The following is a 17,809-nucleotide window of genomic DNA, read 5'->3' as shown; positions in this document are numbered from 1 at the left end:
GGGTTTCCGTGCGCTTGGCGTGCTCCGGAGGCGGATACGGTGGAGGGCAGCGGAACCATCGCGCAACGCCGTTCGTCCTCAAGGGCGAAGGAGGCCCGAATCGTGACAAAATCCCACCCGCTTGGCCGCCTCGGGGCAGTCATCGGGGCACTGTTCATCGGTCTGTCCGCCCTGTTCCTGGTGAGTCCTCCGGCAGGGGCAGCTGCCGCGCCTCCCGACGCGGCCACGGTGATCGGCGCGTGGAAGACCAACCCGCTGTTCACCCTGAGCGGGTCTCCCCTGACGAGTGCGCAGCAGTCGGAGATCTCCACGACTCTCGACGACGCCAAATATCCGATCTACGCGGTCGCGCTGCCCGAGGGCACGGTGACCCGCGCCAACGTCGCCCAGTTCATCCCGGGCCTGCTCACCCAGCTCGACAAGGAGGGCCGTTCGGCGGCGACCGTGGCGGTCATCGACGGCACGACCCTCTTCGCCGGCACCACGGCGTTCCCCCAGCGCGCGGTCGCCACGATGGCCAACGAGTCCGCCAGCGCCCACGTCGAGAACCCGGTCGCCGTGATGCAGGAGTTCACGAACCGGGTCGAGATGTACCTCGGCGGCAACCGCACCGCCCCGCTGAAGCCCGGTGACACGATCAGCGGCAACGGCGGCGTCTGGGCCACCCTCGGCGTCATCGCCGTGGTCGGCGGCGGCGGCATCTGGCTGATCGCGCGCCGGAACAAGCGCCGTCGCGAGGAGAAGGAGGCGGCCGAGCTCAAGGCCGTCAAGCAGACCGTCGAAGAAGACGTCACCAAGTTCGGCGAGGAGATCACCTCGCTCGACCTCGACGCCAAGATGCTCCCGGCGGCCGGCACCGACCACGACTGGCAGCACGCCCTCGACTCCTACGAGAAGGCCAAGGTCCAGCTCACCCAGGTCCGGCGGGCCGACGAACTGCGCGACGTCACCGCCACCCTGGAAGACGGCCGCTACGCCCTGGCCGTCGTGAAGGCCAAGGTCAACCAGCTGCCGCTCCCCGAGCGGCTCCCGCCGTGCTTCTTCAACCCCCAGCACGGCCCGTCGGTCCGCAACGTGCGCTGGGCCCCGCCCGGCGGCGCGCTGCGCGACGTCCCCGCCTGCGCGATGGACGCCGACGCGATCGAGCGCGGCTTCGACCCGCAGATGCGCGAGGTCGTCCTGCCCAACGGCCAGCGGGCGCCCTACTGGGCGGCCGGCCCGGCCTACCAGCCCTACGCCAACGGCTACTACGGCGGCTTCGACGGCCTGCTGACCGGCATGCTCGTCGGTACGATGCTCGGCAGCGCCTTCGGCGGCTTCGGTTACGGCGGCTACGGCGCGGGCTACGCCGACGGCGTGGCGGCCGACGGCGGCGGCGACTTCGGCGGCGACTTCGGCGGCGGCGGTGGCGACTTCGGCGGCGGCGGCGACTGGGGTGGCGGCGACTTCGGCGGCGGAGACTTCGGCGGCGGCGACTGGTAGTCCCCCCGCTCAGGGCTCGGGCCCCGCGACCTCTTCGGGAGGTCGCGGGGCCTTTTCGCGTCTGTCGTCGGAGAGCGGCGGCGCGGGGGCGGTCGGCGCCGGTCGCGGTGAGGTGCGGGACGGCGGTCGGGGTCAGGGTAGGCGGAGCCGTAACGGAGAAAAGCCTTAAAACGGTTGAGCAAGACGACTGCAAGCGGGGCGAAAGGGCCCGTGAGAAACTCGGATCATCCCCTCAGGAGGCTGTTTCCCGTGCGTGCCGTCGTCGCTTCGCTGTTCGTTCTCTCCCTGGCCCTCGCCCCGGCCACCGCCGCCCATGCCACGGCGGGGCCCTGTCAGAAGGGCTCCGGCCCCCAGCTGCGCGGCGCCGACTTCACCAACGGCCGCCAGTTGCCGAGCAACCTGCGCTGCGCCGACCTGACCGGCGCCAAGCTCGACGAGGTCGACTTCACCCAGAAGGACCTGACCGGCGCGATCCTCCGCAACGCCTCCATGAAGGAGGCCGACTTCACCCAGGCCCACCTGGAGTATGCCGACCTCCAGGGCGCCGACCTCACCTCCGCCGACCTGGGCCAGCTGCGGGCCAAGCAGGCCGACCTGCGGAAGGCCATCCTCGTGGACGTCGAGGCGGGCCAGGCCGAGTTCCCCAACGCCGACCTGACCGAGGCCATCATGACCAGGGCCAACCTGACCCAGGTCACCCTGACCAACGCCAAGCTGGTCGGCGCCGACCTCAACGAGGCCACCCTCGGCCAGGTCAAGGGCCGCAAGGCCGACTTCTCCGGCGCCAAGATGAAGGAGGCCACGTTCGGCCAGGGCGAGCTGCAGCACGCCGTCTTCAAGGGGACCGACCTGACCGAGGCCGAGTTCACCCAGGCCGAGCTCCAGGGCGCCGACTTCACCGGCGCGGTGATCGACAAGGCCAGCTTCATCCAGGCCGACGACGTGAACCTGAGCGGCGCCGGGGAGGGTGCGACCGATGTCCCCGAGGACACGCAGTACGACCCCCCGGCGACCGACACCGGCGACGACATCTCCGCCATCCCGAGCCGCAACGTGCCGCCCCGGATCCTGGGGATGTCCCCCGCCCTGCTGATCATCCTGGCCGGCGCGCTCGGACTGAGCCTGACCCTGATCGTCTGGGGCGTGAGCCACCAGCGCACCCGCCGCACCGACGCGAACTTCGCCCTGGCCCGCCGGGCCGCGGAGGAGGACGTGACCCGGCTGGGCGAGGAGATCGACACCCTCGACTTCGACATGAAGGTCAACGCGGTCAGCGGCCCGAGCCACGACTGGCGGGCCGCGCTGGACGCCTACGAGGCGGCCAAGCAGGCGCTCTACCTGGCCCGGACGCCGGAGGAGCTGCACGCCGCCGCGGCGGCGGTGCACCACGGGCGGCAGGCGCTGCACCGGGTGCGGTCGGTGCTGCCCCGCTAGGAATCGAGCTGCTGGGCCAGGGCCACGATGACGCCCTCGGGCCCCCGGACGTAGGCGAGCCGGTAGGCGTCTTCATAGTGGACGACCTCGCCCACCAGGTCGGCGCCCAGCCTGGCGAGTGTCTCGTCGAGGTCGTCGACCTGGAACATGATGCTGCGCAGCCCCAGGGCGTTGGGTCTCGCCTGGTCTCCCTGGCTGAAGGCCGCCGGGGCGTGGAACCTGGTCAGCTCGACCCTGCCGTGGCCGTCGGGGGTCCGCAGCATCGTGATCTCGGCCCGGAGGCCGTCGATGCCGTTGAGGGCGTCGACCGACGGGCCCTCGATGGGCGCCGAGCCCTCCACCTGCATGCCGAGCCTGGTGAAGAAGCCGACACCGGCCGCGAGGTCGTCGACCACGATGCTGACATGGTCCATCCGCCGAATCGTCATGCCCTCAACCTAGGCGGCGGGACCGACAGACTAGATGCCCGCGGTGAGCGGGGACATCAGGCGGCGCGCTGCCTCGGTGATCGAGCCCGAGAGCGAGGGGTAGACCGCGAAGGTGTGGGCCAGCTGGTCGACCGTCAGGCGGTGCTGGACCGCCACCGACAGCGCGAGGATCAGCTCGGACGCGCGGGGCGCCACCACCACCGCGCCGAGGATGATGCCGGTGTTGGGGCGGCAGAACATCTTGATGAAGCCGTCGTTGAAGCCCTGCATCTTGGCCCGCGCGTTGGTGGCCAGGGGCAGCTTGACGACCTTCGCGTCGACCTCCTTGTTCTCGACCTGCTTCTGGGTCACCCCCACCGCCGCGATCTCGGGGTCGGTGAAGATGTTGGAGGCCACCGTCGCGAGGCGGATCGGCTGGACGGCCTCGCCCAGGGCGTGCCACACGGCGATGCGGCCCTGCATGGCGGCGACCGAGGCGAGCATGAGGACGCCGGTGCAGTCGCCCGCGGCGTAGACGCCGGGGGCGGAGGTGCGGGAGACCTTGTCGACCTCGATGAAGCCGTTGCGGTCGAGCCTGACGCCGTTGTCCTCCAGGCCGATGCCGGAGGTGTTGGGGACCATGCCGACGGTCATCAGGCAGTGGGTGCCCTCGGCGGTGCGGCCGTCTTCGAGGGTCACCACCACGCCGTCGGCGGTCCGCTTGACCGAGGAGGCGCGGGAGCGGCCCATCACGTTCATGCCGCGCCGGCGGTAGACCTCTTCGAGGACCTCGGCCGCGTCGGCGTCTTCGTTGGGCATCATGCGGTCGCGCGAGGAGACCAGGGTGACCTCGGAGCCCAGCGACATGTAGGCCCCGGCGAACTCGGCGCCGGTGACGCCCGAGCCGACGACGATCAGCTTCTCGGGGAGCTCGTCGATGTCGTACATCTGCCGCCAGGTCAGGATGCGCTCGCCGTCGGGCTCGGCCCCGGGCAGGACGCGCGGGGTGGCGCCGGTGGCGACGATCACGACGTCGGCCCTGATCGTGCGGTCGCCGGCCCGGACGGTGCCCGGTTCGACCAGACGGCCCCGGGCCCTGACGACCTCGACGTTCTCGGCGGCCAGGCGGGCGGCGATGTCGGCCGACTGGGCGCGGGCCAGCTCCTTCACGCGGCGGTTCACCACGGGCATGTCGGCCACCGCGCCGCCGACGTCGCCGTCGGGGCCGCCGGTGAAGTGGACGCCCAGGGAGGTGCCGTCGACGAGGGCCTGTTTGCGGACCGAGGTCGCGATCATGGTCTTCGAGGGGACGCAGTCGGTCAGGACGCAGGCGCCGCCCGGCCCCTCTTCCTCGACCACGGTGACCCGTGCTCCCAGTTGGGCGGCGACCAGGGCCGCCTCGTATCCGCCGGGGCCGCCGCCGATGATCACGATCCTCGTCACATGTCCCATTCTTCCGTACCCGGGGAGGTGTAACGGCACGACTACGCGCAACCGCCACGACCGGCCCGGCGGGCGATCTTGGTCTAGTCTGATGCGGTGCCTGTATACGCCGCCTATGGCAGCAACATGGATCCGAAGCAGATGGCTGAGCGGGCGCCCCACTCGCCGATGAGGGGAACCGGCTGGCTGAACGGCTGGCGGCTCACCTTCGGCGGGGAGGACGTCGGCTGGGAGGGCCCGCTCGCGACGGTGGTCGAAGACGAGGGCGCGCAGGTCTTCATCGTCCTCTACGACGTCCCGGAGTGGGACGAGCCGTCCCTCGACCGCTGGACCGGCCTCGACCTGGGGCTCTACAAGAAGATCCGGCTGCGGGTGGCCACGCTCGACGGCGACGTGCTGGCCTGGTTCTACGTGGTCGACTCCTATGAGGGCGGGCTTCCCTCGGCGCGCTATCTCGGCATCATCGCCGACGCCGCCGAGAAGGCTGGAGCTCCCGATGACTACGTCCACGAACTGCGTGCACGTCCCTGTAAGTCCCTCGGTGACTGATCTGTACGCTCGGGGGCGTGAGTAACGCATTTTCCCTGGCCGCCGACGCGGCGTCCGCGCTGCGCGCGAAGACGGGTGTCGACGCGTTCGACGTCGCGCTCGTGATGGGGTCCGGCTGGGTGCCGGCCGCCGACGCCATCGGCGAGCCCCTGGCGGAGTTCCCCTCGACCGACCTGCCCGGTTTCGCGCCCCCGGCCGTCGAGGGCCACGCGGGGCGGATCCGGGCCGTCAAGGCCCCCAACGGGCAGCACGTCCTGATCTTCCTGGGCCGCACTCACCTCTATGAGGGCCTCGGCGTCGAGCCGGTCGTCCACGGCGTCCGGACCGCATGCGCGGCCGGGGCGCGCGTGGTCGTGCTGACCAACGCCGCCGGCGGCCTGCGCCCGGAGACCCAGAACGTGGGCGACCCGGTCCTGATCAGCGACCACATCAACATGACCGGCGCCAACCCGCTGACCGGCGCGACCTTCCTCGACCTGACCGAGGTCTACTCCAAGCGGCTGCGCGCGCTCGCCCGGGAGACCGACCCGTCGCTCGCCGAGGGCGTGTACGTCGCCTTCCGCGGCCCGACTTATGAGACTCCGGCCGAGATCCGCATGCTCCGCACCCTTGGGGGGGATCTGATCGGCATGTCCACTGTGCTGGAGGCCATCGCGGCCCGGCAGTGCGGCGCGGAGGTGCTGGCGCTGTCGCTGGTCACCAATCCGGGCGCCGGGCTCGTCGGGGAGCCGCTGAACCACGAGGAGGTCCTCGAGGTCGGCAGGGCCACCGCGCAGCGCATGGGTGGCCTGCTCAGCCAGGTCGTCGGCAAGCTCTGAACTCGGGGACGGCGATGAACGATCTGACGGCACGCGCGCAGGAGTGGCTCGGCCAGGACCCCGACCCGGTGACCCGGGCGGAACTGGCCTCGCTCCTGGAATCGGGCGACCACGACGGGCTGACCGACCGGTTCGGCGCGAAGCTGGAGTTCGGCACGGCCGGTCTGCGCGGCGAACTCGGCGCGGGCCCCAACCGGATGAACCGGGTGACCGTGATGCGCGCGGCGGCCGGGCTGGCGGCCGTGCTGGGGCCGGGCCGTCACGTGGTCGTCGGATACGACGCGCGGCACAACTCCGACGTGTTCGCGCGCGACACCGCCGCCGTCCTGACCGGGGCGGGCCTCCAGGTGTCCTTGATGGGCGGGCTCTTCCCGACGCCGGTGCTGGCCTTCGCGGTCCGCCACCTCAAGGCCGACGCCGGGGTGATGGTGACGGCCTCGCACAACCCTCCCCGCGACAACGGCTACAAGGTCTACTGGGGCGACGGCGCGCAGATCATCCCGCCGGTCGACGCGGAGATCTCGGCGGCGATCGACGCGGCCGGGCGGGTCGACGAGCTGCCCCTCGGCGAAGACTGGACGACCCTGTCGGCCCGCGACATCCTCGCCCCCTATCTGGAGGCGGTGACGTCGCTGCCGCTGGGTTCGGCGCGGGATCTGCGGGTGGCGTACACCCCTCTCCACGGCGTCGGCGGGACCACGCTGGGGCAGGCGTTCATGCTGGCCGGGTTCGCCTCGCCGATGAGCGTGGGGGTGCAGTCGCGGCCCGACCCCGACTTCCCGACGGTGGCCTTCCCCAACCCGGAGGAGCCGGGCGCGATGGACCTGGCCCTGGAGCTGGCCTCCGCCTCGGCCGTCAGCGCCGACCTGGTGATCGCCAACGACCCCGACGCCGACCGCTGCGCCGTGGGGGCCCGGCAGGCCGACGGCACGTTCCGGATGCTGACGGGTGACGAGGTCGGCGGGCTGCTGGCCGAACACGTGCTGCGCTCGACGAGCGGACCCGACCGCCTGGTGGCCACCACGATCGTGTCGTCGTCGCTGCTCGGGCGGATCGCCGAGGCCCACGGCGTGCGACACCGGGAGACCCTGACCGGGTTCAAGTGGATCATGAAGGCCGGCGAGGGGCTGGTCTTCGGCTACGAGGAGGCGCTGGGGTACAGCGTCGGCTCCGACGAGGGCCTGCCCGTCCACGACAAGGACGGCATCGGCGCGGCGCTGACCGTCGCGGCCATCGCCGCCGAGGCCAAGCAGCGCGGCCTGAGCCTCACCGACCTGCTCGACGAACAGGCGGTCCGCTACGGCCTGCACGCCACCAGCCAGCTCTCCTTCCGCGTCGACGACCTGTCCCAGATCACCGGCGCGATGTCCCGGCTGCGGGCCGACCCGCCCGCCGAGCTGGGCGGCCGGACCGTCGAGGCGGTCGACGACCTGGCGGCGGGCTCCCCCGACCTGCCCCCGACCGACGGCCTGCGCTACCGGCTGTCCGGCGGCGGCCGGGTGGTGATCCGGCCGAGCGGCACCGAGCCGAAGCTCAAGTGCTACCTGGAACTCGTGCTCCCGGTGACCGGGATCGTCGAGACGCGGGAGGCGGCGGCCGCTCAGATCGAGGCGCTGAAGGCCGATCTCCGCACGGCCCTGGACCTCTAGAGCACCAGGATCGCCGCGACGGCCAGCACCACCATCGCCACCGTCGCGGCGATCGAGTCGACCGCCCACGTCACGGCCGGCTCGCCGGTGGAGTCGCGCTTCTTCGTGGTGACCTGTTCCCTGATCTGGTCGGCCACCCAGTCGGCGTGGGTGCGGCCGGCCATCGCCTCGCGGGCGGCCTGCTCGCCCTTGGTGAGGGTCGGCTGAGAGGTCGGATAGCGGCCCCGCCTGACCTGGCGGTCCTGCGTCCGCAGGCTCTTGGCCCGCTCGCGCGCGGTGGGCATCGGCGTCCAGCAGCGGACGGTCAGCTCACCGGCGGTGATCGTGATCGCGCCGGTAACGGTGACCTCGTCGATGGACGCCCACGGCAGGTAGGCGGTCCGGAACGGGTTGCGGACCCGCACGCCCCCCGCCTCGGTGATCGTGGCCGGCCGCAGCGCCAGGAAGTAGGTCATCCACGTCACGAGGCCGAGGAAGGCGCCCACGACCAGCGCCGACGGCAGCGTGCCCCGCACGATCAGGTCGACCGTGTTGATCACGACGAACACCAGCCACGCCCAGCCGAAGAACCAGGCCGTCTTCGAACGGAAGGTCATGCGCGCCACTTCAACTGCGCGAACCCCGGCTTGATCACCCCGTTGATCAGCGCGAGCCGGTCGTCGAAGGGGATGAAAGCCGACTTCATGGCGTTGACGGTGAACCACTGGAGGTCGTCCCAGCCGTAGCCGAAGGCGTCGACGAGCTGGGCGAACTCCTTGCTGACGCAGGTGCCGCTCATCAGCCGGTTGTCGGTGTTGACGGTGACCCGGAACTGGAGGCGGCGCAGCAGCCCGATCGGGTGGTCGGCGATCGAGTCGGCCGCCCCGGTCTGGATGTTGGACGTCGGGCACATCTCCAGCGGGATCCGCATGTCCCGCACGTAGGCGGCCAGCCGGCCCAGCTTCGCGTCGTCTCCCGACACGGTGATGTCGTCGATGATCCGCACCCCGTGGCCGAGCCGGTCGGCCCCGCACCACTGGATGGCCTGCCAGATCGACGGCAGCCCGAAGCCCTCACCGGCGTGGATGGTGAAGTGGGCGTTCTCCCGCTGGAGGTACTCGAAGGCGTCGATGTGGCGCGTGGGCGGGTAGCCCGCCTCGGCCCCGGCGATGTCGAAGCCGACCACGCCGACGTCGCGGTAGCGCACCGCCAGTTCGGCGATCTCCATCGACCGCGCCTGGTGGCGCATGGCCGTCAGGAGCGCGCCGACCCGGATGCCGCGTCCTTCGGACCCGATCCGGAACCCCTCGTTGACGGCCTGGACGATCTCGTCGAGCGTCAGGCCGCGCTCGGTGTGCTGTTCGGGGGCGTAGCGGACCTCGGCGTAGACCACTCCGTCGTTCGCGAGGTCCTCCGCGCACTCCGCGGCCACCCTGACCAGTGCCTCGCGGGTCTGCATGACGCCCACGGTGTGGGCGAAGGTCTCCAGATAGCGCTCCAGCGACCCCGAGTCGGCCGACTCGCGGAACCACGCGGCCAGCTCGGCGGCGTCGGTGGAGGGCAGTTTGTCGTAGCCGGTCTCACGCGCCAGCTCGATGATCGTTTCCGTGCGCAGGCCCCCGTCGAGGTGATCGTGAAGAAGCACCTTGGGGGCCTGGCGGATCTGCTCAAAAGTGGGCAGGGTCATTGCGGCATACTACCGTCACCTGCGCAAATATGATCTGCTACACGGCCTCCAGAACCGGCTCGGCGGAGCGGGCGGCGGCCCGCGCCCCGACCACCCCCGTGATCGCGATGCCGAGCCCGATGAGGGCGAACACGGCCGAGACGACGATCGCGGCCTGGACCGACCCGCTCGACGTCAGGGTGGCGGTCACGACGGCCAGCACGACCGCCCCGCCGACCTGGCCCGAGGTGTTGATGAGCCCCGACGCGAGCCCCTGTTCCGCGTCGGCGACCCCGTTGGTCCCCTGGATGTTGAGCGAGGGGAACGCCAGCGCGAACGCCGCGCCGAGCAGCAGCATCCCCGGGATGATGAGCCAGAGCGTCGGGTTCGACGCGACGTTCAGGAAGATCAGGTAGGCGGCGACCAGCGACACCGCCCCGCCCAGGATGATCTTCGGGGTGCCGTGGCGGTCGGCCAGCGACCCGACCCGGGTGGAGAACAGCGCCACGAGCAGCCCCGCCGGCAGGAAGGCCAGCGAGGTGGCCAGCGCCGACCAGCCGAGCGTGTTCTGGAAGAACTGCATGGCGACGAACTGGAACCCGACGTACGACCCGAAGAGGATGACGAGCCCGAGGTTGGCCCGGCGCAGCGGCGCCGACCGCAGGATCCCGAGCCGGACCAAGGGGTGCCTGGTCCGCAGCTCCCACCAGACGAACACACCCAGCAGGACGAGGGCGACGACCCCGGTCGCGACGGTCCGGGCGACCGCCACCTCCGGAGCCTCGACCACGGTGAAGACGAGCAGCAGCATGCCGCCGGTGATGGTGAGCGCCCCGAAGACGTCGTAGCCGCCCTCGCCGCGCTCCTCCGAGCGGGGCAGCAGCCGGGCCCCGGCGATCAGCGCCGCGATGGCGACCGGCACGGGCATGAGGAAGGTCCACCGCCAGCCGAGCTCGGTCAGCAGCCCGGACAGGATCAGCCCGAGGGAGAAACCGCTGGCCGCGCAGGCGGTGAAGATGCTCAGGGCCCGGTTGCGCTCGGGCCCCTCGGCGAAGGTCGTGGTGATGATCGACAGCGCCGCGGGGGCGGTGAAGGCGGCCGACATGCCCTTCACGAACCGGGCCGCGATGAGCAGGGCGCCGCTGTCGACGATGCCGCCGAGCAGGGAGGCGAAGGCGAAGACGCCCAGGGCGACGAGCAGGACCCGGCGCCGCCCCAGCAGATCGGCGGTCCGTCCGCCGAGGAGCAGCAGGCCGCCGTAGCCGAGGACGTACCCGCTGACCACCCACTGGAGCGCCGAGGTCGACATGCCGAGTTCGGCCTGGATGGACGGCAGCGCCACGCCGACCATCGAAACGTCGAGTCCGTCGAGGAAGACGACGGTGCAGAGCACGATGAGGACGCCCCAAAGGGAGGCCCCCCAGCGGCCCTCACGAGTAGACATCATGGTCGAGGACGTTACATGCACATGCATTCAATGCACAAGCAAATAATGCGTTTGCATACGACTGGTCCCGGTGCTATGGTGCGGCGAAGGAAATCTGGAGTGGAACGATGACCGAGATCGACAACGACGTCGACGCCGACGTGGTCTCGACCTGGCGTGAGCTGTCCGCCAGGCACGCCGCGATCGTCTCCGACCTGGAGCGCGAGCTGCAGGACCACCACGACCTGGGCGTGAGCGAGTTCGAGGTGCTCGACCGGCTCGTCGAGGGCGTCTGCCTGAGCCCGGGCGGCAAGTTCCGCGTGCAGGAGCTCGCCGCCGGCGTGAGCCTGAGCCAGAGCGCCCTCTCCCGGCTGATCGCCCGGCTGGAGAAGTCGGGCTTCGTGGTGCGGTCGATGTGCGCCGACGACCGGCGCGGGGTCTTCGTGAACCTGACCGACGCCGGGCGCGTACGTCATTCTGAGGCGCTGCCCACGCAGCGGCGGGTGCTCCGCGCCCATCTGGGGACCACGCCCGCCTGATCGCCGCCCTCCCGCGGATCCGCCGTCGTCCGCCTATTTCGGACCGCACGAAAAGGGAAAGTATTTTTCGGAGGCACGTGAGGATGCACGTGCAGCGCAATTTGCCCATCATGGTTAATTTGGTGCATTGCGCGACCGATCGTTGATCAGGCAAAATTCTTTTCGGTTTCGGCGCGCTTCTGAAGGTGCCGGTGGGGAGCCTGACAATCCCTATGGCGGAAAGGAGGCCCGGCCCCGTGCGCGGCTGGACGCCCCTATATGATGATCGAACGCCGGTGAGCCCCGTAGGACGGTGCCAACCCGGACCCTTCCAGGACGACTTCGGCAACCCATTGCACGGCCTATACGACGGACAACGCGCGGAAAGCGAGTTCGGCGCCTGGACGCGGATACTGGCCGTGTGGCACGGATACCGGGTCTGGGATTTCACCGGGCCGGCCATGAATGGATTCAGAAGTTCTCTAGTGAGCCCGTGGAATGAGATCCTTTCTCAAGGGCTACTGCGAGATCTCGCCGATCCCTCCCCCTACGACGGACCCGGCTGGAGTGAACGCTGGATCGCCGGCGCCCTCCTTTCCGGGCGCAAGCCGTTCGGCCGATTCACCCTTCCGCTCGACGAGGCGCAGGCCTGGTGCACCCGCGCCCGCAGAGTGGGCCTGGAATACCACCGCGAGCTCGTCGACGGCAACGCCCTGCACATCACGGCGGGCCGCGAGGAGACGTACGGAGAGCTGTTCGAGCTGGAGGCGCTCGTCGCCTGCTACCGCGACGCGCTGCCCCCAGAAGCCGCTGAGACGGCCGCCTGGGCGCTGCTGTCCCATCGCAAGGAATCCCCCGCCAACCACACCTTCGCGGGCATGGACGCGTTCGCCGAGCTGCCGAGGGCCCTGCGCGGCCTCACCCTCGGCTATCCCCCGCTGGCCACGGCCCGCCGGATCCTGCTGGAGACCGGCGGCGAGAGCGAGATCGAGTTCCCCGACGTGCCCCTCGACCCCGGAGAGCCGGAGGAGGTGGCGTCCGAGGACGACCTGCCCTTCTGCGACCACGACCATCCGGTGCCCCGCTTCGACAACCACGACGACCTGGTCAAGGCGTGTGAGCCGCTCACCGACCTGGTGTCCTACTACTGGCAGCTCGACCGGGAGCTGTCGATGTTCGCGCCGCGCATCTCGGGCGTCTACCTGGCCGACTATCCCGAGGCGCTGATCGCCGCCTTCGAGGCGCACGAGCGCGCCGCGCCCACCGACCGCTATCCGCGCGCCGAGGCCGTCTATCCGCACCTGTGCTGCGTGCTGCGGCACCTGGGACGGGAGCCCGCCGACCTGCTGCGCGGGCTCAGACCCCGATCACGGCGAGCGCCCGGTCCAGGGCCGCTCGGCCGCCTTCCAGGTCGCCGCCCCGCGATCTGAGGTCGGCGACCCGCATCCACATCGCCGAGGCGCGTTCGCGGGAGGTCATCGTCTCCCAGCGCTCGGCGGCGGCCACGAGGGCCTGTTCGGCCTCCCAGGCCTCGCCGAGCCGCAGGTGTGCCTCGGCGATGACCTCCGAGGCGTGGACGACCAGCAGCGCGGCCGTCTCGCCGACGGCTTTGACGACCTCGTTGGCCCGGTCGACGGCCTGGCGGTGATCGCCTCTGAGGACGTCGGCGCGGGCCAGCGCGAGGGTGCAGCGGCCCCGGTCGACGATCCCGGCCGCCGCGTCGGCCAGCTCGATCTGGGCCCCCATGAGGAGCGGATGGATCTCCTCGACCGCCTCGGGGTCGGCCGTGACCATCTCCCCGGCCATGCTCGCCCGGAGCCGCGCCAGGCCGTGGGGATCGTGGTAGCCGGCCGCGTAGAGGGACAGCGCCTGCTCGAAAAGCCCTCTCGCGGTGGACGACATTTTCGATCTCGCGGCCGTGATCCCGTTCTGCCAGGCGACCGCAATTCGGCCGCGGGGCTCTCCGAGCTCTATCGCGGCGCTCGTCAGCTCGCTCAGCAGCAGATGCAATCGCAGATGCGAACCATGTCCGGCCTCTTCGGGGTGAGAACCGAGGTCGACCTGCTCTCCGTAGGTCGAAATCAGGGCGCAACCGAGCTCTATGACGCTCGAAGTCCAGCCGGCCGCGCCGATCTCACGGTCGAGCGCGCGCTCGCCGACGGCCACGCTGGCCGAAATGTCACCCGCTTCGAGGTGGCTCCGGCACAGCACGGTGGCCAGCCGGACGCGGTAGTCGACGAACTGCGTCCAGTGCCCGCTCGCCCGGGCCACCCTCTCGGCGGGCTCGTCGAGATGGGCGTCGAGGAGGCGGGTCACCCTGGTGATCACCTGAGGGAGGTCGCCTTCGCGTTCGGCCGCGTGGGCCTGGCCGAGCTCGGCCTGCCGCCAGAGGTCGGGGACCATGCCGAGCGGCGGCTGCCGGAGCAGCGTCGCGTAGCGGTCCCGCGCCTCGGAGAACCGCCCTTCCGCCAGGGCGGCGCCCGCCTTGGCGGCTTCGGCCCGAAGTCCCGCGATCATGTGCGGGTCGAGTCCGTCGGTCAGCCACAGGGGGGAGCAGTGGAGTCCTCGCGCGATGATCCTGATCATGCCCGCGGTGGGTTCGAGGTCTCCGCTTTCAATCCGTTCGATCGAGTCGGCGTCCAGTTCGGACGTCACTTGGAATGGCAACAACCCTCTCTGCAGGCGAGCGGCTCGAACACGTTGGGCGATCTTCTCGGGCACTGTGCTCCTCGCCTAACACGGTGCGTCAAGCGACGCCTTGATCAAGTGCGTCAAACGGAGCATAGACGTGACAGGACAACTTGACCACCAGCAAACGTGTTCACGGGACTAATCAGTAACCCTTTCTCAGTTCATGCCCATCCCGTCTGGACCGAAATTCTGGTTTGGGGCGGCAGATACTCGGCCGCTACGGCACTGGTCAGGGCACCTCTCCTGGAGGGCCCCTATTTGTGTCAGGTTTCCTGACTCCTTTGACGAGTAGATTGTTTGCATAGGGGGAGAATTCGTGTTATTTGGTCGCACGTGGATCATTACTCGGTCATTGACAAGGATTTGACAAGTCGGCCGCATCGAATGCGGGATGTGGACGGACGCGCCTTCCTCGCGTCCCTGCGCACCGCCGCCGTGACCCGCGTCGAGGCGGGTGAGGGCGTCGCCCAGGTGAGCCGGAACATGGGCGTCTCCCGGTCGTCGATCTACGAATGGCTCCGCCAGGCCCGCTCGGCCCCGGAGAAGTTGCAGGCCAGTCCGTTGCAGGGCCGGCCGTCCGCGCTCTCCCCCGACGGCCTCCACGACCTGGCGACCGCCCTGCTGGCCGAGCCGGAGCGGTCGGGCTTGACAGGGCGGCTGTGGACGCGGGAACTCGTGAACGAGCTCGTCGCGCGTGACCACGGCGTCTCATTGACGCTCACCAGCATCGGCCGGCTGCTGCGTTCACTCGGTTTATGGCCGCGTCACTCTCTCGTCACGTGGCCGGACGGCGCCGACCGATTGTGGAAACAGCGTTACGCGTACATAAAAGAGAAAGCACGGGAACAGGACGCGCTCCTGATGCGCGGCGGGCTGGTGGACATCGGCGCGCCGCTGCCGCGTTCGGCCCACCCCGCCGCGACTTTCGGCTTCCACCTGGCCTACGCCCTGATCCCGGGCGGCCCGCTGCTGTTCCGGGCCTACTCCGGGCCCGCGAGCGCGGCGACGTTCCTCGACTTCGCGGCCGGGCTGGTGGCCGGGACCGGCCGCCCCACCTGTCTCATCGCGGCCCGCCATCCCGTCTTCGACCTGCCGGAATGCGCGCGCGGGGTGGCCGCGCTGCCGCTGACGCTGTGGGTGCGCGAAGGGGGCGCGGCCCGGTCGGTCCGGCCGCCCCTGGTGCGGGCGACCGCCTCGGCGCCCGACCTGCGCCGGGCCGTCGTGGGCGGGCCGCCCTCCGGGTTGTGGACGATGCGCCGGCTCGCCGAGCGGCTCGGCGGGGTTATCGGTCATCCGGTCAGTACCGGCGAGGCCGAAGTCCTGCTGTCCGCGCAGAACCTGTGGCCCGACGGACCGCTGCCGCCGGTGGTGCCGCCGGGGTCACCCGCTGTGGGCCGCTGGTGTCACGACGTGCTACCGCTCTTCCACGACGAGGCGGGGGCCGGCGCGGACGTGCGGTTCGTCCAGGAGGTGCCGCTGCCGGGCGGGCGCACGCTGCTGCTGGCCGTCACCCCCGGGCAGGAACGCCGCTTCGCCTGGTACGAGGAGGCCCGCTACCAGGGCCGCATGCGCGCCGCGACGCTGGCCGACTTCACCCGGCGGCTGCGCGAGGACCTCACCGCCCCGCAGTGCCTCGTGGTCACCGACGGCTCCGGCTGGCGCTCCCGGGAACTCGACGCCACCGCCACGACCGTGGGCGACGCCTTCTACTGCACCTGGCCCGATGGCTGCGGCGAACGCGTCTGGCGGGTCCCGGAGGACGACCCCGTCCAGGCGCTGTGCCGCCGCCACTTCCACCGGCGGCATGAACTCCACCGGCCCGAGCCGCCCTCGCTGGAGATGGAGCACCCGCCGCGCGGCCCCGTGGGGACGGCCGACCGCCAGGTGCGGATCGCCGCCGCCCGGGAACGCGCCCGGCGGCGGCCGGTGCCCGGCGACCGGCTGCGCGACCTCGTCCTGACCGGCCCGCCCGCCCTGCTGACCATGCGGACCCTCACCGCCCTGCTGGGCGTCGACGCGGCCCGCGCCGTCTCCTCGCTGCGGGACGAGGGCCTGTGGCCCGAGGAGACCCCGTCGGCCGAGCCCGGCCGCTGGGAGCAGGAGACCCTGCCGCGCTACCTGGCGCACGCCGGCGCGGGCGCGGCCGTCCGGTTCGTCGCCGAGGCGCGGCTGGGCGGAGACCTGAGCCTCATGGTCGCCCTCGACCGCGCGGGTGAGACGCGGTTCGCCTGGTATCCGCGGGCCCGCTACCGGGGCCGGGTGCGCGCGGCGACCCTGATCTCGTTCGCCGAGCTGCTGCTGGAGGAGGCCGGCGGGCCGCTCTGCCTGGTCGTCGCGGACGAGGCCGGATGGAAGTCCAAGGAACTGGCCGCCGCCCTGGCCCGGCGGCCCGTCCTGGTCGTCGCGGCCGGCACGCCCTACCTGTGCGTCTGGCCGGCGGGCTGCGCCAACCGGGCCGTGATGGGCGACCAGTGCCGCACACACGCCCGGCGGTCGCGGCGGCTGGCCGTCCACGGGCAGCGGTCCGGGCCGCTCCTGGACGCCGTGCGCGCCGCGGCGGCCGACCTCGCGGCGGCCCGCAGGTCCGGCGACGCGGCCGGGGAGACGCTGCGGGAGACGCTCAGGGTCCTGCACGCCGCCGGGGCCAGGGACGCCGCCCTGGTGGCCGCCTGGACCGGGCTGCCGGAAGCTGACATGCCCTTCGTCTCCGAGCCGATCGACGCCGGGCACATCGAGGCGGTGCGCGCGTGCGTGCGCGCCGGGGTGACCGGGCTCGCCGCCCTGATGCGGGCCAGCGGGCTGCCCGAGGGCCGGGTGCGGGCGGTCCGGCGGGAGGTGCGGGCGCGGGCCCGGGCCCAGGAGGCCGCCTTCCTGGCCCGGATCGCCGCCTCGGCCGCCCTGGTCCGCATGCGGCGGGCCGAGCACGGGGACGCCGTCCGCCGGGCCTGGCGCGAGGGGCACCGCACGGTGACGGCGATGTGCGAGGTGGCGCGGATCAGCCCGTACACGCTGGGGCGGATCCTGGAGGGGCTCGGGTCCGACCTGCTGCTGCTGCCGCCGTCCGGGCGGCCCGGTCCGGAGGCGCGGGCCGAGGTGGCGCGGGCCGCCGTCCTGCTGGGCGAGGCGCGCCGGGGGCGCGACGACGAGGTCCGGGCGGCGCTGGCCGCGGGGGTCAACGTGGTCGGGCTGCTCGCGGAGGCCGGGGACCTCACCCAGGCCCGGGTCCGCGCGCTGCGGCCCTCCCCCACACGTGAGGAGACCCTGACGGCCCTGGCGGCGAGCCGGGCCGAACTGGACCGGCGGACGGCGGGCCTGGCGCGGGCCTGCCGTCCGCTGCTGGACGACGTGGCGGCGGCCGTGCGGGCCGTCGCCGAGGCCGCTCACACCGAGGCGCTGGCCACCGCCGCCCGTGACCTCGCGGTGCGGGCGGCGTGGGCGGGCGGGGTCGGCGACCCGGTCGTGCTGGCCGTCTGCGCGGGCGCCGACTCCCGCACGATCACCGCGTTGGTCGGCGCGGAAGCGGCAGCGGACGCTCCGGATGCTTGCGGGCATACCAGGACGTCAGCAGGTTCTCCACCGCGACCAGATGGTAGTTGAGCTGGTCGAACAGCTCGCGGACGTCGTCGTCGGTCGCCGCCAGCCGGAAGGAGTCGACCAGGGTGGTGATGGAGTCGGCGTCCGCGTAGGGACGGCGGCCGGAGTACTCGTCCTCGAACGAGCCGAAGATGGAGTGCGTCATGAGGGCTC

Annotated in this window: 15 protein-coding genes; 8 read left to right on the top strand and 7 right to left on the bottom strand. The window is 71.5% G+C overall.

All coding sequences use genetic code 11. From position 1 onward, the window contains the following. Nucleotides 1-102 precede the first annotated feature (102 nt). Nucleotides 103-1,482 carry a hypothetical protein gene (locus tag AW270_RS31155; RefSeq protein WP_061299700.1) on the top strand — a complete coding sequence of 460 codons (1,380 nt, stop codon included), beginning with the start codon at nucleotides 103-105 and terminating at the stop codon, nucleotides 1,480-1,482. 249 nt (nucleotides 1,483-1,731) lie between these two features. Then, on the top strand, nucleotides 1,732-2,916 hold the full coding sequence (locus AW270_RS31150; protein ID WP_061299699.1) for a pentapeptide repeat-containing protein: 1,185 nt from the start codon (nucleotides 1,732-1,734) through the stop codon (nucleotides 2,914-2,916). Here AW270_RS31150 and AW270_RS31145 read toward each other — a convergent pair. After that, entirely contained in the window at nucleotides 2,913-3,344 is a 432-nt protein-coding gene (locus AW270_RS31145) for a VOC family protein (protein ID WP_245674943.1), read from the bottom strand. The genes AW270_RS31150 and AW270_RS31145 overlap by 4 nt on opposite strands. A 30-nt stretch (nucleotides 3,345-3,374) precedes the next feature. Continuing rightward, on the bottom strand, nucleotides 3,375-4,766 hold the full coding sequence (locus tag AW270_RS31140) for an NAD(P)H-quinone dehydrogenase (RefSeq protein WP_061299697.1): 1,392 nt from the start codon (nucleotides 4,764-4,766) through the stop codon (nucleotides 3,375-3,377). A gap of 96 nt (nucleotides 4,767-4,862) precedes the next feature. On the opposite strand from AW270_RS31140, the gene AW270_RS31135 reads away from it, so the two are divergent. Genes AW270_RS31135 through AW270_RS31125 form a run of 3 tightly spaced genes read left to right on the top strand, consistent with a single transcriptional unit; the run spans nucleotide 4,863 to nucleotide 7,782 of the window. Next, nucleotides 4,863-5,315, top strand: coding sequence for a gamma-glutamylcyclotransferase family protein (locus tag AW270_RS31135; RefSeq protein ID WP_082801959.1), 453 nt, complete (start codon nucleotides 4,863-4,865; stop codon nucleotides 5,313-5,315). A 17-nt stretch (nucleotides 5,316-5,332) separates the two neighbouring features. Then, the gene (locus AW270_RS31130; RefSeq protein WP_082801958.1) at nucleotides 5,333-6,133 is read left to right on the top strand and encodes a purine-nucleoside phosphorylase; all 801 of its coding nucleotides are present in this window, start codon (nucleotides 5,333-5,335) and stop codon (nucleotides 6,131-6,133) included. Nucleotides 6,134-6,147: 14 nt separating this feature from the next. Next, nucleotides 6,148-7,782, top strand: a complete 1,635-nt coding sequence (locus AW270_RS31125) for a phospho-sugar mutase (protein ID WP_061299694.1) — start codon at nucleotides 6,148-6,150, stop codon at nucleotides 7,780-7,782. Here the strand turns inward: AW270_RS31125 and AW270_RS31120 are convergent. The 3 genes from AW270_RS31120 to AW270_RS31110 are packed head-to-tail and all read right to left on the bottom strand — an operon-like array spanning nucleotide 7,779 to nucleotide 10,874. Further along, nucleotides 7,779-8,378, bottom strand: a complete 600-nt coding sequence (locus AW270_RS31120; protein ID WP_061299693.1) for a PH domain-containing protein — start codon at nucleotides 8,376-8,378, stop codon at nucleotides 7,779-7,781. The two genes, AW270_RS31125 and AW270_RS31120, sit on opposite strands and share 4 nt — an antisense overlap. Then, nucleotides 8,375-9,448 carry an adenosine deaminase gene (locus AW270_RS31115; RefSeq protein WP_061299692.1) on the bottom strand — a complete coding sequence of 358 codons (1,074 nt, stop codon included), beginning with the start codon at nucleotides 9,446-9,448 and terminating at the stop codon, nucleotides 8,375-8,377. Before AW270_RS31115 ends, AW270_RS31120 begins: the two co-directional genes overlap by 4 nt. Nucleotides 9,449-9,485: 37 nt before the next feature. After that, nucleotides 9,486-10,874 (bottom strand): MFS transporter, encoded by a 1,389-nt coding sequence (locus tag AW270_RS31110; RefSeq protein ID WP_245674942.1) that lies wholly within the window; start codon nucleotides 10,872-10,874, stop codon nucleotides 9,486-9,488. Nucleotides 10,875-10,981: 107 nt separating this feature from the next. On the opposite strand from AW270_RS31110, the gene AW270_RS31105 reads away from it, so the two are divergent. Both AW270_RS31105 and AW270_RS31100 read left to right on the top strand, forming a co-directional pair. Next, complete coding sequence (locus tag AW270_RS31105) at nucleotides 10,982-11,392, top strand: MarR family winged helix-turn-helix transcriptional regulator (protein ID WP_061299691.1); 411 nt, start codon at nucleotides 10,982-10,984, stop codon at nucleotides 11,390-11,392. A 464-nt stretch (nucleotides 11,393-11,856) separates the two neighbouring features. Next, the gene (locus tag AW270_RS31100; protein WP_157522873.1) at nucleotides 11,857-12,801 is read left to right on the top strand and encodes a hypothetical protein; all 945 of its coding nucleotides are present in this window, start codon (nucleotides 11,857-11,859) and stop codon (nucleotides 12,799-12,801) included. On the opposite strand, the gene AW270_RS31095 is transcribed toward AW270_RS31100, so the two are convergent. Further along, entirely contained in the window at nucleotides 12,728-14,026 is a 1,299-nt protein-coding gene (locus tag AW270_RS31095) for a hypothetical protein (protein ID WP_061299689.1), read from the bottom strand. The genes AW270_RS31100 and AW270_RS31095 overlap by 74 nt on opposite strands. A gap of 429 nt (nucleotides 14,027-14,455) precedes the next feature. Here AW270_RS31095 and AW270_RS31090 point away from each other — a divergent pair, with 429 nt between their 5' ends. Beyond that, nucleotides 14,456-17,659 carry an IS630 transposase-related protein gene (locus AW270_RS31090; RefSeq protein ID WP_061299688.1) on the top strand — a complete coding sequence of 1,068 codons (3,204 nt, stop codon included), beginning with the start codon at nucleotides 14,456-14,458 and terminating at the stop codon, nucleotides 17,657-17,659. Here AW270_RS31090 and AW270_RS39190 read toward each other — a convergent pair. Next, nucleotides 17,559-17,801, bottom strand: a complete 243-nt coding sequence (locus AW270_RS39190) for a hypothetical protein (RefSeq protein ID WP_157522867.1) — start codon at nucleotides 17,799-17,801, stop codon at nucleotides 17,559-17,561. The genes AW270_RS31090 and AW270_RS39190 overlap by 101 nt on opposite strands. Nucleotides 17,802-17,809: the final 8 nt, after the last annotated feature.

Source organism: Herbidospora cretacea (assembly GCF_001570605.1).
Taxonomy (GTDB): Bacteria; Actinomycetota; Actinomycetes; order Streptosporangiales; family Streptosporangiaceae; genus Herbidospora; species Herbidospora cretacea.
Note: the sequence above shows the minus strand (reverse complement) of the source record. Positions and strands in the feature narration are given on the sequence as shown.